15 protein-coding genes are annotated in these 13340 nt (G+C 65.2%); 9 read left to right on the top strand and 6 right to left on the bottom strand.

Going from position 1 to position 13340, the window contains the following annotated elements:
* Window positions 1-36: 36 nt before the first annotated feature.
* Window positions 37-1140, bottom strand: coding sequence for an alpha/beta hydrolase (locus tag J8I33_RS11750; RefSeq protein ID WP_209924489.1), 1104 nt, complete (start codon window positions 1138-1140; stop codon window positions 37-39).
* Window positions 1141-1395: 255 nt separating this feature from the next.
* Here J8I33_RS11750 and J8I33_RS11745 point away from each other — a divergent pair, with 255 nt between their 5' ends.
* A complete protein-coding gene (locus J8I33_RS11745; RefSeq protein ID WP_124592655.1) occupies window positions 1396-1977 on the top strand; it encodes a TetR/AcrR family transcriptional regulator in 582 nt (193 codons plus the stop codon).
* 128 nt (window positions 1978-2105) lie between these two features.
* Here J8I33_RS11745 and J8I33_RS11740 read toward each other — a convergent pair whose 3' ends face one another.
* Window positions 2106-3026 carry a LysR family transcriptional regulator gene (locus J8I33_RS11740; protein ID WP_124592796.1) on the bottom strand — a complete coding sequence of 307 codons (921 nt, stop codon included), beginning with the start codon at window positions 3024-3026 and terminating at the stop codon, window positions 2106-2108.
* An 81-nt stretch (window positions 3027-3107) separates the two neighbouring features.
* On the opposite strand from J8I33_RS11740, the gene J8I33_RS11735 reads away from it, so the two are divergent.
* The 6 genes from J8I33_RS11735 (at window position 3108) to J8I33_RS11710 (ending at window position 8367) form a co-directional block, all read left to right on the top strand.
* The gene (locus J8I33_RS11735; RefSeq protein WP_050015377.1) at window positions 3108-4058 is read left to right on the top strand and encodes a 2-dehydropantoate 2-reductase; all 951 of its coding nucleotides are present in this window, start codon (window positions 3108-3110) and stop codon (window positions 4056-4058) included.
* Window positions 4055-4447, top strand: coding sequence for a VOC family protein (locus tag J8I33_RS11730; RefSeq protein ID WP_050015379.1), 393 nt, complete (start codon window positions 4055-4057; stop codon window positions 4445-4447). Before J8I33_RS11735 ends, J8I33_RS11730 begins: the two co-directional genes overlap by 4 nt.
* A gap of 2 nt (window positions 4448-4449) precedes the next feature.
* Entirely contained in the window at window positions 4450-4908 is a 459-nt protein-coding gene (locus J8I33_RS11725; RefSeq protein ID WP_209924488.1) for a MaoC family dehydratase, read from the top strand.
* Window positions 4908-6131, top strand: a complete 1224-nt coding sequence (locus tag J8I33_RS11720) for a CoA transferase (RefSeq protein WP_209935719.1) — start codon at window positions 4908-4910, stop codon at window positions 6129-6131. The genes J8I33_RS11725 and J8I33_RS11720 overlap by 1 nt, the downstream gene beginning before the upstream one ends.
* Window positions 6128-6961 (top strand): shikimate dehydrogenase, encoded by an 834-nt coding sequence (aroE, locus tag J8I33_RS11715; protein WP_050015384.1) that lies wholly within the window; start codon window positions 6128-6130, stop codon window positions 6959-6961. Before J8I33_RS11720 ends, aroE begins: the two co-directional genes overlap by 4 nt.
* A 173-nt stretch (window positions 6962-7134) precedes the next feature.
* Window positions 7135-8367: an MFS transporter gene (locus J8I33_RS11710; RefSeq protein ID WP_209935717.1), complete on the top strand. Its 1233-nt coding sequence runs from the start codon at window positions 7135-7137 to the stop codon at window positions 8365-8367.
* A gap of 207 nt (window positions 8368-8574) precedes the next feature.
* Here J8I33_RS11710 and J8I33_RS11705 read toward each other — a convergent pair whose 3' ends face one another.
* A complete protein-coding gene (locus J8I33_RS11705) occupies window positions 8575-8832 on the bottom strand; it encodes a hypothetical protein (protein ID WP_200891628.1) in 258 nt (85 codons plus the stop codon).
* Window positions 8829-9446: an NAD(P)H-dependent oxidoreductase gene (locus tag J8I33_RS11700; RefSeq protein WP_209935713.1), complete on the bottom strand. Its 618-nt coding sequence runs from the start codon at window positions 9444-9446 to the stop codon at window positions 8829-8831. The genes J8I33_RS11705 and J8I33_RS11700 overlap by 4 nt, the downstream gene beginning before the upstream one ends.
* A 109-nt stretch (window positions 9447-9555) precedes the next feature.
* Between J8I33_RS11700 and J8I33_RS11695 the strand changes: the two genes are divergently transcribed.
* Entirely contained in the window at window positions 9556-9990 is a 435-nt protein-coding gene (locus J8I33_RS11695; RefSeq protein WP_050015389.1) for a helix-turn-helix domain-containing protein, read from the top strand.
* 366 nt (window positions 9991-10356) lie between these two features.
* Here the strand turns inward: J8I33_RS11695 and J8I33_RS11690 are convergent, their stop codons facing one another.
* Window positions 10357-11223: an NmrA family NAD(P)-binding protein gene (locus J8I33_RS11690; RefSeq protein WP_209936182.1), complete on the bottom strand. Its 867-nt coding sequence runs from the start codon at window positions 11221-11223 to the stop codon at window positions 10357-10359.
* A 210-nt stretch (window positions 11224-11433) separates the two neighbouring features.
* Between J8I33_RS11690 and J8I33_RS11685 the strand changes: the two genes are divergently transcribed.
* Entirely contained in the window at window positions 11434-12366 is a 933-nt protein-coding gene (locus tag J8I33_RS11685; protein ID WP_089490056.1) for a LysR family transcriptional regulator, read from the top strand.
* Between the two features lie 153 nt (window positions 12367-12519).
* Here J8I33_RS11685 and J8I33_RS11680 read toward each other — a convergent pair whose 3' ends face one another.
* Entirely contained in the window at window positions 12520-13284 is a 765-nt protein-coding gene (locus tag J8I33_RS11680) for an SDR family oxidoreductase (RefSeq protein WP_209935707.1), read from the bottom strand.
* Between the last annotated feature and the right edge of the window lie 56 nt (window positions 13285-13340).

The raw sequence follows: 13340 nt of genomic DNA, 5'->3' as shown, positions 1-13340 counted from the left end.
GGTCGCGAAAAAGCCCTATGCCACCGCGCCCGTGCTTCACGCCTTCGCGAAAGCGAGCAAGCGTTCGCCCAGTCTGGCCGGTTGCTCCTGCTGGATCCAGTGGCCTGCGCCGTCGATCAGTTCGATGCCACGCATGCTCGTCGTCGCCTTCGTTCTCATCAGATCGAGCGCGCCCGGCGCCGAATAGGTGCCCCAATCGCTCGTGCCGCCAATGAAGAGCGACGGGACGTCGATCGTCTTGCCCGAAAACAGGCGCAACTCGGCGTTCAGATCAGGATCGGACAACACGCGATAAGCCTGAAGCGCGCCTTGAAATCCGGTGCGGCCGTACTCCGCCGTGTACACGCCAAGTTCCGCATCGGTCAGCCATATGCAGGCACGGGTTTCGGCGGCGGACGGCTGGAATGGCGCGACGGTTTCGGGCATCGTCTTGCCGAGATCCATCACGTAGTACGTGGGCATTTGCGCCAACTCCGCGGCCGTGAGCGCCTTGAGCGGATGCGGCTTGTTTCCGGGCCAGTCGGCACTCTTGACATGGAAGAATGCGCGAAGAAACGCGGATAAACCTTGGGGCGGGTGCCACATGTCCCGGTTGGCGTTCCGGGTGCACAGGTATTGCTGGTAATACTGTCTCGGCGGATCGAGCGCGGCAAGCGCCGCTGCCAGTTTCCGACCGTCACTGCTCGGTTGAGCCGACGATGTCTCGCTTCGCGCCGTGTCGAACGGAAGCGCCGGCGGGCCGGGGAACGGTGCGCTCATCAACACCACCGACGGAAAGACGTCAGGTCGCGCCAGCGCACAATACGCCGCCACGGGCGAGCCGAGGTCGTGTCCTACCAGCATTGACGTCTGCCGATACCCCAACGCAGAAACCAATCCGAGCGCGTCGCGCGTCATATTCAACAAGCTGAACGGCGCGAGCGGGGCGTCATAGTCGTTCACCCAGCCGGTGGTGCGCCCAAACCCCCGCTGGTCGGGCGCCACGACGTGGTATCCCGCGTCGGCCAGGATGGGCATCAGATGTCGCCAGCCGTAGGCCAGATCCGGAAAGCCGTGCAAAAGCAACGCGAGCGGCCGGCCGGCGCTTTCATGACCGGCCTCGAGAATATGGACGTCGAGGCCGTTCACCCCGTGGATCATGCGCGAGCGCACCCCTTTGGGAAGCGTTCCTGCGGCGTAGGTCGGCATGGTCGGATCCCCTTCTGCTGTCGGGTTTGCGCGGGCGGGGCGAAGCAAAGCCGCAATCAGGCCGGCCGCGCCCATCGCCAGGACCGTTCGTCTCGGCGCAGATAGCTTGCTCTTGTCGACGGGCATCGCGGCCTCCCGGAATATGGTGATCACCATAGTATGGCGATCGCCATAGCCGGGTCAAGCCGAACGTGGTACTTTTCCGGCATGACACGCAAGACTGACGCTCGCGCTCGCGCGATTGCCACGGCCGAACGGCTGTTTCGCATCCAGGGCTACACCGCGACCGGACTGACTCAGATCCTCGAAGAAAGCGGCGCGCCCAAGGGATCGTTCTACTTTCACTTTCCACGCGGCAAGGCCCAACTCGCGGAAGAAGCAATCGATCAGTACGTCACGAATCGCATTGCCGTCTTGCAGAACATCTCGGCCGAAACGACCGGTCATGCGCTGGAGTTCGTGCGTCGGCTCTTCAGCACGTTTGCGGCCGAAATGGTCGCCGCCGATTTCCAGTACGGGTGCCTCATGCAAAACCTCGCCAACGAACTGCCCGCGCTCGACGCCGAGCTGACCGAGCGGGTCGCGCGCGGGTTTGCCGATTCGACCGAGGTGATTGCGGCGCATTTCAGGGGATGCGGTTTTGCTGCCGCGCGCGCATCGTCAGCCGCGGCCGCGTTGGTCGCCGCGCTGGAGGGCGCCCGCACGATCGCGCGTCTGGAACGCTCGCCGGCTGTATTCGACGCGCTGGCAGACGTCAGCGGCCAAGGGTGGGGTGCTGCCGAAGGGTGATCCGCCCCGATGTTGTCGTGACAGGCCGTGCCTTCCGCCCATCACGGGGACATTGCCCGTTGTCGTGTACCGCACCGCCCGAAAGCCGCGTGCGTTCCAGCCTCCATCGCGAACGCCGAAACCGCAGATCAATGCGAATGACCGAATAATCGAATCACGACGCCGCGCAGCCACCGGTTGCCGGCCTCGTGGTGATAGCGCGCGTGCCAATGCTGCCGCACCGCGAAGCCGTCGACCGGAATCGGGCAGGCATGAACCGCGAGATCGTTGGCCTGCGCCAGCGTCTCGCCGATATGACGAGGTAGCGTCGTGATCAGGTCGGTCGTCTGGACGATCGCCCCCAACCCGAGAAACCCCGGCAATTCCAGCACCACGTCCCGCTCGATGCGCGCCTGCCGCAGCGCCTGTTCGAGCAGTTGCGCCCCGGTTCCCGCCGTGATGGCGACATGTCCTTCCGCCCGATACTGCTTGACCCCGAGCCGGCCGCGAATCCGCGGGTGATGCCGATTCACCAGACAAATCCAGTCCTGGTCATACAGCTTCTGCTGGTAAATGCCACCGCCCAGCCACGGCACGTAGCCGATCGCGAGATCGGCTTCGCCGGATTCGAGCGCCCGCTCCGTATTGCCGTCGATCCGCGCGGCTTCGAGCCGGACGCCCGGCGCCTGCGCGCGGACATGGGCCAGCAGCCGCGGCAACAGCGTGACGTGGCTCGCGTCGGTCATGCAGATGCGAAAGCGTCGCTGGGCGGTCGCCGGGTCGAACGCGATCTCCCACGCCGTGAAGCGCCGCAGCGATTCGAGGATTTCCCGGCATGGCCCGATCAGTGCGTCGGCCTGAGGAGTCGGCGCCATGCCGCCGGGCGTGCGGATGAAGAGTGGATCGTGCAAATGTTCCCGCAAGTGCCCGAGCCAGATGCTGACCGTCGGCTGGCTCTGGCCAAGTTGCTCGGCGACGCGCGTGACGCTGCGCACGTCGTACAGGAGATCGAATAGCTGAAGCAGCTTCAGGTCCGGCAGATCGGCGGGCATCGTTTCATTATTGTCCAGGGCAATGACGCCATTGTATCCATTGCATTGTCGACATGAGCGACGGCTCCTATCGTGAGGCCATACGTCAAGGAGACAGCATTGAAAATTGCGATTCTGGGAGCCGGCGCACTGGGCTGTGCGATCGGCGCCACCCTCACCGAAGGCGGTCACGAGACCTGGTTGATCGACCGCTCGCCCGCGCACGTCGATGCGATGCGCCGTGACGGCCTGCGGGTCGACGACGCGCGCGGCACCCGGCAGGTACGCGTGCACGCGACGACACAGGCTGCCGAAGTCGGCACGGCCGACATGGTCGTGGTGCTGGTCAAGTCGTTCCACACCGACGCGGCGATCCGCGGCGCCCTGTCGCTGGTCGGGCCCGATAGCGTCGTGCTGTCACTGCAGAACGGCCTCGGCCACGAGGACATTCTGAGCGACGCCGTCGGCCGCGAGCGCGTGCTCGCGGGCAAGACCTACGTCGGCGGCGTGCTGCGCGGGCCCGGTCATATCGAATCCGGCGTGATCGGCAAATACACGTACATCGGCGAACTCGACGGACGCATCACGCCGCGCGTGCAGGCGATCGCCGCCGCGTTCGATGCCGCCGGCCTCGCGACGACGATCAGCGACAACATCGTCGGCACGATGTGGGACAAGCTGCTGGTGAATGTCGCGACGGGCGCGCTGACGGGCCTGACCGGCCTCACCTACGGGCAGCTCTACGACGAGCCGCTGCTGAAGGCGACGTCGCTCGCGGCGGTCGCCGAGGCAATCGCGGCGGCGCAGGCGGCCGGCGTGAAACTGTCGATGACCGATCCCGAACAGGCATGGACGCTCGCCGCCGAGGGCCTGCCGGCCGCTTTCAAGACGTCGATGCTGCAAAGCCTGGAGAAAGGCTCGATCACCGAGATCGACTTCATCAACGGTTCGGTCGTGCGTGCCGGGCAGCGCCACGGCGTGCCGACGCCGGTCAATGCCACGCTCGTCGCCTGCATCAAGGGATTGGAGCGCGCGATGGCCGATCGCCAACGCGAGGAGGCAGCCGCATGAGCGCCACGAAAGCCTATCTCGAACACGTTGCGATCTGGGTGAAGGACATCCACTGGCACATCCGTTTCTTCGAGGACGTGCTCGGCATGACGCTGCGCGAAGTGGACGGCACGCTCGACGCACCGCGGCAGTACTGGACGCTCGGCGGCCTGCAGTTCATCCACGCGCCGGAACATGACGGCCCGGAAGGCCGGCTCGCCCATCTCGGCGTGATGTGCGAGGACCTGGAGGCCGCGCTGGCCGCGGCGCAGCGATTCGACGTGACCGAGATGCCGCAGGGGCGCAACTGGATTCGCCTGCCCGACGGGCTCGCCGTCGAACTGATTCAGGCGCGGCCGGCTTCCTGCGTTGCGCAGGCGCTGGCGATCAACCCGCGCGCGGAGGCATGACCATGACCATCGTCGAGAAATACTGGGACGACGCCCGCGAAGGCGACACCTGCATGAGCCCGACCTACGTCGTGACCAAGGAGCGCATTCTCGCGTATGCCGACCTCACCGGCGACCACACGCCCGTTCACGTGGACGAGGCATACGCGAACGCCAGCCATTTCGGCTGCCTCGTCGCGCACGGGCTGTTCGGCCTGTCCGTGGCCGACGGCCTGAAGACGCAGAGCGACTATCGCTTCCTGCCGGGCATGTCGCTCGGCTGGACCTGGGATTTCCTGCTGCCGATCAAGGTCGGCGACGTGCTGCACGTGACGTTCCGCGTCGGGTCGATGCGGGCCAGCAAGAGCCGTCCGGACTGGGGCATCGTCGTGCTGCCGTCGGAACTGATCAATCAGGACGGGCAGGTCGTTCAACGCGGCGAACATCGACTGATGGTGCCGCGCCGTCCGGAGGCACCGTGATGCAGGCTCGTCCCCTCGAAGGCATTCGCGTCGTCGACTACAGCCATTTCCTCGCCGGCCCGTATGTCGGGCGCTGTCTCGCGGCGCTCGGCGCCGAAGTCATCAAGGTCGAGCGTCCCGGCGCCGGCGACGCCGGACGCCAGCACGCGACCGTGCTCGACGACCAGCAAAGCGGCTATTTCCTGCAGCTCAACATGGGCAAGCGCGGCGTGAGCGTCAACATGAAGGACCCGCGCGGCAAGGCGTTCATGCAGCGGCTGTGCGACTCCGCCGACGTCTTCATCGAGAACTATCGGCCGGGCGCGCTGGACAAGCTCGGGCTCGGCTATGACGAACTGTCGGCGCGCAATCCGGGCCTCGTCTACTGCTCGATTTCGGCGTACGGTCACACCGGCCCCGATGCGCATCGCGCAGGTTTCGGGCTGATCGCCGAAGCGAAGAGCGGGATCATGCAGATGGTCGGCACGCCGGGCGAGCGCCCGCCGCTGCTGCGCATTTCGCTCGGCGACATGTACACGGGCATCCATGCGGTCGCGGCGATCAACGCCGCGCTGCTGGGGCGCGTAAAGAGCGGTCGCGGGCAGCACGTCGACATGGCGCTGTACGACACGCTGGTATCGATGCACGAATACGCGGTGCAGTGCTACACGCTGAAGGGCGTGCTGCCCGAGCAGACCGGGCACGACATGCCGACGTCGACGCTCTATGGCGTGTTCCGCGCCGCGGACGGCGATCTCGTGATCGCCGCGCAGGTGGACGACGCGTGGAAGCGCTTCGCCGCGCTGATCGCGGCACACGGTGGCCCGGCGGGTTTCGGCGCCGACACGCGGTTTCACGACAGCACCGGACGCAACGCGCACCGTACGGAGATTCTGTCGGTGGTCGAGCCGTGGGTGGCCGCGCGTTCCGTCGCGTCGGTACTGGACCTGCTGGACGGCATCGACGTTCCGTGCGCGAAGGTGCAGCGCATCGACGAAGTGTTGAACGATCCGCAGATCCAGGCCAGAGGCATGGTCGTCGAGCAGCAGCATCCGCGCTACGGCACGCTGCGCCTGCCCAACCTGCCGTTCCGGTTCTCCGATTGCGATACGACGATTCGCGACGTCGCGCCCGATCTCGGGCAGCACAACGCGGAAGTCGCCCGTTCTCTCGGGTTCGATTCGGCCGAAATCGATGCGATGCAGGCCGACGGTGTCCTCTACTCGAAAGCGAGCCAACGATGACTGATCAATACGCGGTGATCGGCAATCCGATCGGACATACGAAATCCCCGCTGATTCACGGCCTCTTCGCGCAAGAGACGAAGCAGGACCTCCGCTATACGGCGATCGAGGGCCCGCTCGAGCCGGCAGGCGCTTTCGCTGCCGCGGTGCGCGCGTTTTTCGATGGCGGCGGCAAGGGCATCAACGTCACCGCGCCGTTCAAGCTCGACGCGTTCGCGATGTCGGACGAACGCAGCGAGCGTGCGCAACTCGCGGGCGCGGCCAACGCACTCAAGTTCGACGGCGGCCGCATCCTGGCGGACAACTTCGACGGCATCGGGCTGGTTCGCGATATCGAGGCGAACCTCCATCTGCCGATGGCCGGCAAGCGTGTGCTGGTGCTCGGTGCGGGCGGCGCGGCACGCGGCGCGCTGTTGCCGTTCCTCGAAGCCGGCCCGGCGGAACTCGTGATCGCGAATCGCGACGTCGACAAGGCGCGCGCACTGGCCGCGCAGGTCGCCGGGCGCGGCCCGCTCGTGGCCGGCAGCTACGCGGACCTCGCGCGGATGGGACGTTTCGACCTGGTCGTCAACGCGACGTCGGCCAGTTTGACCGGCGACCTGCCGCCTGTCCCGCCGAGCGTGTTCAGTCCGAAGGGAACTGCTTACGAGCTCGCCTATGGCAAGCGACTCACGCCGTTTCTCCGGCTCGCGAAAAATGCCGGCGTGCACGGGATCGCGGATGGCGTCGGCATGCTGGTCGAGCAGGCGGCCGAGGCGTTCGCATGGTGGCGCGGTGTGCGCCCCGCGACCAGTTCGGTGATCGATCGGCTGGCCGTGCCGTTCGACTGAACACGCGATGGGGATCGGCATGCAGGCGATCCCGATGCGCGATGCCATCGATCGCGACAGAGGCGGCAGGCGCGATCGGGTAGACTCGGCGCGTCCATACGAACGCGCTGCGCCGAGCAACGCTGCCTTGCCGCGGCCCTCCTCCCACGCCCGAGACCGTGCCGAACACCGTCATGCCGGACACCACGCGCCCCGCTCGCCTGAACTTCGCGCTCATGTTGCCGCTGCTGCTGGCGGCCCAGCCGGTGGCGACCGACAGTTACCTGCCGGCACTGCCCGAAATCGCCGCGACGCTGGGCTCCGCCAGCGTCAGCCTCACGGTTTTCGCACTGATATTCGGTATCGGACAGTTGCCGATGGGCAGTCTTTCCGACCGATTCGGCCGTCGTCCCGTCTTGCTGACCGGCCTTGCGCTCTATGCGCTGAGTGCATTGGCGGCGGCGATCGCGTCGACCGCCGCGATGCTGGTGGCCGCGCGTGCGATGCAGGGCTTTGCCATGGCCGCGATCCTGGTATGCGCCCGTGCGACGGTGCGCGACCGGTATTCGGCGGGCGACGGCCCGTACGTGATGGCGCGCGGTTTCATGGGAATGGGAATGATGGCGTTCCTCGCCCCGCTTGTCGGTGCGTATGTCACGCAGCACGCCGGCTGGCGATGGGTACTCGCGGGGATGAGCCTGTATGCGTTCGGCTTGCTCGTCATGTGCTGGTACGGCTTCGAGGAAAGCGCCGCCAGAATCGCGCCGCGTAGGAACTCGACCGGGGACGTGCGCGAGATATTCGGCAATGCCCCGTTCAGGGTATGGACGCTGCTGGCCGCGTCGACGTACACCGGCATGTTCTGTTTTCTGCTGCTTTCTCCGACGATCTACATCCGGCAGTTCGGCATCTCGCCGCAGCGATACGGCTGGATCCCCGCGAGCGGGACGCTCGTCTATGTGCTGAGTACCTTTGGCTGCCGGCAGTTGCTGCGACGTCAAAGCATGCTGCGAACGGTACGCCAAGGGGCGGCGTTGAGCCTCTCCGGTGCGGTGATCCAGGCATTGGGGTGCGCGCTGCTTCCCGGCAGCATCTGGCCGCTGCTCGTCGGGCATGGCGTGAATTGCCTCGGCCACGGAATCCATCAGCCGTGCGGGCAGGCAGGCGCGGTCAGCGGCCTGCCTCATCTTGCCGGCCGCGCGGTCTCGTGGTCCGGCTTCATCATGATGTTCTTCGCTTTCAGCGTGGGGCAGACGGCGGCGGCTTTCACCGATCCGCGCTATCCGTCCGGCGCGTGGCCGATGGTGGTGCCGATGCTTGGCGTGGGCGTCACGCTGGTTACGATTGCGTTTGCGTGGTTGCCGAGAATGGGTGGCGCGAATTTGGGGGTGGCAGTCGTTCCCGCGCGGGCGGGGAATGGTCGGTGAGTTGCGGCGGGAAATCGGTGGGAGAAGGCGGTATGGGTTTTCAGCGCGTCGTCAGCTGTCGACCCATTGCGATCGGTCGTAAGATCACGGTCCCTTCGTCGCTTCTTGAAGTACTTCGGTCATCCGACGGCCGGTCTTTTGGTCGGGCATCGGCCAACACGGTCGACACCTCCGCAGAACCTTATCGGGCGTACGCCGACTTCCGAGTCATTGGATTTGAGGAAGCCGCGTCAGAGAGCGATCGCGCCGGAAGCTGCTTGTATTGCCAGCAATCTCGTCTTCGCTGCGCCCCCCATTGATGGCAATGCTTTCCCCAAAGACAAAATGAGGAACCGAACGAACACCGGCATTGGCCGACTTGAACGCTTCCGCTTCGACGCGATGGTGCCGTTCAGGATCAAGAGCGATGGCACGCGCCTGATCGCGGTTAAAACCGTAGTCGGCGGCAATGTCAGCCAGCGTCACGCAGCCTTCGCCAACAAGGCTTTGATAGCCGTTTCGGTGTGGGCGATTGCGGCCTTCGCCGCATCGGGGCCGAAAACCGTGCCTTCGACACGCACCACTTCAACGTCGGTCAGGCCGATGAAACCGAGCAGATGCAGCAAATAGCTGGTCTGGAAGTCGAACGGCGCCCAGGCACCTTCCGAGAACACGCCACCGGCAGCGGCAAGGAGATAGACTTTCTTGCCAGTCAGCAGTCCCTTCGGCCCAGTATCGCCGTAACTGAAGGTGACGCCCGGCCAGGTGACGTGATCGAACCACGCCTTTAGCTGCGAGGACAGACTGAAGTTGATCATGCCCGAACCGAGCACGATCACATCGGCGACCTTCAACTCATCGACCAACTCTTGCGCGACCTTCACCGCCTCGACCTGTTCCGGCGTGCGATCTCCGGGCGACGTGATCCGGCCCTGGATGTAGGCCGGTGCGATATGGGGCGGAGGATTCGCGGCAAGGTCACGCACGGTCAGCGGGCCGCCCGCGTGCGCCTGGATGCCCTCTGCGATTTCGGTGGCAAATCGGGTGGAAAGGCTGTCAGCCCCGCGCGGGCTGGACGTGACAAGTAGGGTGTGGCTCACGGCGGCTCCAAGGTATAAAAAGAGAACTAAGTAAGATGTCGATCCTTACTTACCAATTCATACAAAGGATGGTATGGTTCCTGCCGTTTTCCCACAAGAAGGCACACGCATGTCACTTAGTCACTCCGAACTACCTGCCGATATGCCTGCACCTGACGCTGGGGGCTGCCTGGCAACTCGTGAAATCCTGGATCGCATCGGCGACAAGTGGAGCCTCTACATTGTCGCCATGCTGGCCAATGGCTCGCGGCGCTTCAACGAATTGAAGCGCGGCATCGACGGCATTTCGCAGCGGATGCTGACACTGACCTTGCGCGGACTGGAACGCGACGGACTGGTAACGCGAACGATGTATCCAACGATTCCTCCTCGCGTCGATTACCAACTCACTGACATGGGAAGAACGCTGTTGAAGCCTGTCATGGCGTTGGTCAACTGGGCGAACGAGAATCAAGTCGCCATTGCCGAAGCGCATAAACGTTTTGACGAGGAGCCGGAGCCGGATCAGGTCTTGATTCAGGGCGTTGTCTACCAGCGTCGATAAACGGGTCGAGGCCGTGGCTTGTGCAAACACAGCGGCGCAATCCAAGTGCCGGCTCGCGTCGGGACCTGTCCCGACGCGGATCTTTCTTGGGGTGCGAAAGCGCTGCATTTTCCGATCTACCCAGCAGGTGAAGTTCCGGCGAAAATGTCATCCGATTGGCCTCCATCGGGCTGAGCCGCAGGAGACACCGGCGGATGCCCGAAATGCTGCGCAGTCCAGACTCCGGACGAGGCCGTTCGCCATAGTCATCAATGACGTCAATAGCGACATTTACACCCCCCTTCGGCATGGAAGCCACTATCTGCCTGACCGGAAATCCGATGCATGGGCGGGCGTAGCGCAAGCACGCCACGCCACCGCACTCAATCAGACCGCACGCGACACCAACTCGCCCAGCACCGTGTCCAGCGCGACATGGCCTCGCAAGATTTCGTCAGGACCGCTTTCGAAATCGATCCAGCCTTCGTTGAAGCCGTCCAGCATGCGCGTGCGCGGGCGCGGATGCTTCATGCCCTGCGCGCGAAACAACGCTTCCCACGTTCGCCTGTCGACGGCTTCCGCTCGCACGTCCCGGCCCAGAACGCGAGCGAAGGCCAGCGCGAGATCGTTGGGGCTCACCCGGCGCGGCCCCTCGAGCTCGACGACACGCACCCCGCTCCACGTCTGCCGAAGCAGTTCCGCCGCGACGCGGCCCACGTCCGCGGTGGCGACCATCGGCACGGGCTTGTCGAGCGGCTGCAGATAACTGGCGACGACGCCCCCGTCGCGCGCGGAGGCAACGTCCCACGCGGCGTTCTCGATGAACCAGCCGGGCCGCAGGAACGTCACCGGCATCGGCATCTCGCGCAGCGCCTGCTCCATCAGCGTGAGTTGCGTGAGCAGATTGGTCTCGTCGGCCTGCGCGCCGATCGTCGACAGGCAAACGACCTTTTCGGGGCGCGCCTTCAGCAGCGCGGCGGATACGGCTTCGATCACCTTCCGCGCTTCGGGAAACCCGGGCGCCGGATCGAACACCGGCGGCAGCAGGATGAACACGCCCGTCGCGCCGGTGAATGCGGCGGCGAGCGACGAAGGATCTTCCATGAACGCGGTCGCGACCTCGCACCCGCGCGCCGCCCATGCCGCTGCCCGCGTCGTGTCGCGTACGACCGCGCGCACCGCGTCGCCCCAGGCCAGCAGTTCGCGCGCCAGTGCGCCACCGACCTGACCGGTGATTCCAGTGATTGCATACATTGCTCGTTCTCCATGTGCGAATACGTGGGTCGCATTCTGGACAAACGCCGACCAAAACAAAATGACATGGATGGCATCAGATAAGTGACAACATGTCATCAATTCGGCATGATCGACACCGACGCCCGGCATGGCTACGCTGTGCGGCGTTGGCGTGTCGGCCTTCAGTGGGTCGCGCGCGATCGGCCAACCGTACTCAGTCGAACAATCATGAGATCCAGTAGCGAGAAACTGTCCGGCAGCATCAGCGTGTTCGCCGCCGTGGTCGATGCGGGGACGTTTTCGGCCGCCGCCGACGTCATCGGCATGACGCCGCCGGGCGTCAGTCGAGCGATTGCGCGGCTGGAGAGAAGGCTGAACATCCGGCTTTTCAACCGAACGACGCGGTCGGTGTCGCTGACCGAAGAGGGCCGCCGCTTTTACGAGCAGGTCATGCCCCATCTCGCCGGGCTGGAGGAAGCCGCGGCAGCGGCGGCGGGCAGCGTCTCCGCGGTGCGCGGAAGGCTGCGAATCAATCTGGATCCGGTCGTCTACCGGGCCATTCTCGGGCCACGGCTCGATGCGTTCATGGACGCGCATCCCGAGCTCGAAATCGAGCTCATCGCGCGAGACAGCCTGGGCGACCTCGTCATGGACGGCTTCGACCTCGCCGTGCGATTCGGCGAACCGCGGCCATCCAGCCTGATCGCGAGAAAGCTGCTCGATACCGGCGTCGTGACGGTCGCGGCGCCCTCGTACATCGCACGCCGGGGACGACCGGCCAAACCCCAGGACCTCGAAAACCGCAGCCACCGCTGCCTGGAATTCCGCAATCCGGAGACAGGCAGGCCGTTCGCGTGGGAATTCCATCGCCGGCGCAAACGCATCGTGGTCGACACCCGCGGACGCCTGACGGTCAACGATCCCGGCGCGCTGCTCAACGCATGCCTCGCCGGTTCCGGCATTGCGCAGATGTTGCTGCTCGGCGCCGAGCCGCTGATCGCCGACGGCCGGTTGATCAATCTTTTTCCCGAATGGGCCGACGAGCGGTACCCGTTATACGCGTACTACCCATCCCGGCATCACGTGCCGGCGAAGACTCGCGCGTTCCTGGATTTCATGGTCGAACTGACGGGCGTGCACGGCGGCGTCGGCGCCCGTTAGTGCTGTTCCGGCGAAACCCGTTAGCGAGCTTCGACAGGGTGCCGGCAGGTATCCGGCAATTGAATGCGCCGGGGGCGTCGATATCGTGATTGCTTACCTCGATAAAGACGATCGACGCGACCGCCTGCACCCGGTCGCGTCGATCAGTCCCGCTCAAATCTGCTGCTGACCGCCATCGACGAACAATTCGATGCCGTTCACGAAGCTCGCGTCGTCCGACGCCAGGAACAGCGCGGCGCTGGCGATCTCGCCAGGCTCACCGAGGCGCCCCATCGGGATCTGGGCCGCCAGATAATCGGCAAGCCCCTGCCGCTGAGCCGCATCGTCACCGGCGAGATCCAGCAGGCCGGGCGTGCGGGTCGCGCCCGGGCTGATCGTGTTCACGCGGATGCGGCGGTCCTTGAGGTCGAGAATCCAGCTGCGCGCGAACGCACGCACGGCCGCCTTCGACGCCGAGTACACGCTGAACGCAGCGGTGCCCGCGCTACCCGCCGTCGAGCCGGTCAGAATCACCGATGCGCCATCGGCGAGCAGCGGCAGCGCCTTCTGCACGGTGAACAGCACGGCCTTCACGTTGCGATCGAAGGTTTCGTCGTAGTGCGCTTCGGTGATGCTGCCCAGCGGCAGCATCGAACCGCCGCCGGCGTTCACGAACAGCACGTCCAGGCGCGCCTGTTCTTCCTTGATTTGCGCATACAGCGCGTCGAGTTCATCGAGCTTCGTGGAATCCGAACGCACGCCGGTCGCGTTGCCGCCGGCTGCGCGAATCCCTTCCACGGCGGCATCGAGCTCGGCCTGCCGGCGGCCCGTGAGATAGACGTGCGCACCGTCAGCCGCGAAGCGTTGGGCGGTGGCCAGGCCGATGCCGCTGGTTGCGCCGGTGACGAGTGCGATCTTGTTGTCGAGTTTGCGTGCCATGGTATTGCTCCTTTCGTTCGATCAATGTGTTTCGGTTGGGTGTGACGTGCTGCGAT

It is taken from the genome of Burkholderia sp. AcTa6-5, from assembly GCF_017815075.1.
In the GTDB taxonomy this organism is placed as follows: domain Bacteria; phylum Pseudomonadota; class Gammaproteobacteria; order Burkholderiales; family Burkholderiaceae; genus Burkholderia; species Burkholderia sola.
The sequence above is the reverse complement of the archived record's forward strand: the minus strand, read 5'-3'. Positions and strand labels throughout refer to the sequence as shown.

Coding starts and splice junctions, on each gene's coding strand:
- J8I33_RS11680 (WP_209935707.1), bottom strand. CDS start 13,284: ATGGCACGCAAACTCGACAACAAGATCGCACTCGTCACCGGCGCAACC.
- J8I33_RS11690 (WP_209936182.1), bottom strand. CDS start 11,223: ATGTATGCAATCACTGGAATCACCGGTCAGGTCGGTGGCGCACTGGCG.
- J8I33_RS11695 (WP_050015389.1), top strand. CDS start 9,556: ATGTCACTTAGTCACTCCGAACTACCTGCCGATATGCCTGCACCTGAC.
- J8I33_RS11720 (WP_209935719.1), top strand. CDS start 4,908: ATGCAGGCTCGTCCCCTCGAAGGCATTCGCGTCGTCGACTACAGCCAT.
- J8I33_RS11745 (WP_124592655.1), top strand. CDS start 1,396: ATGACACGCAAGACTGACGCTCGCGCTCGCGCGATTGCCACGGCCGAA.
- J8I33_RS11685 (WP_089490056.1), top strand. CDS start 11,434: ATGAGATCCAGTAGCGAGAAACTGTCCGGCAGCATCAGCGTGTTCGCC.
- J8I33_RS11725 (WP_209924488.1), top strand. CDS start 4,450: ATGACCATCGTCGAGAAATACTGGGACGACGCCCGCGAAGGCGACACC.
- aroE (WP_050015384.1), top strand. CDS start 6,128: ATGACTGATCAATACGCGGTGATCGGCAATCCGATCGGACATACGAAA.
- J8I33_RS11730 (WP_050015379.1), top strand. CDS start 4,055: ATGAGCGCCACGAAAGCCTATCTCGAACACGTTGCGATCTGGGTGAAG.
- J8I33_RS11710 (WP_209935717.1), top strand. CDS start 7,135: ATGCCGGACACCACGCGCCCCGCTCGCCTGAACTTCGCGCTCATGTTG.
- J8I33_RS11750 (WP_209924489.1), bottom strand. CDS start 1,140: ATGATCCACGGGGTGAACGGCCTCGACGTCCATATTCTCGAGGCCGGT.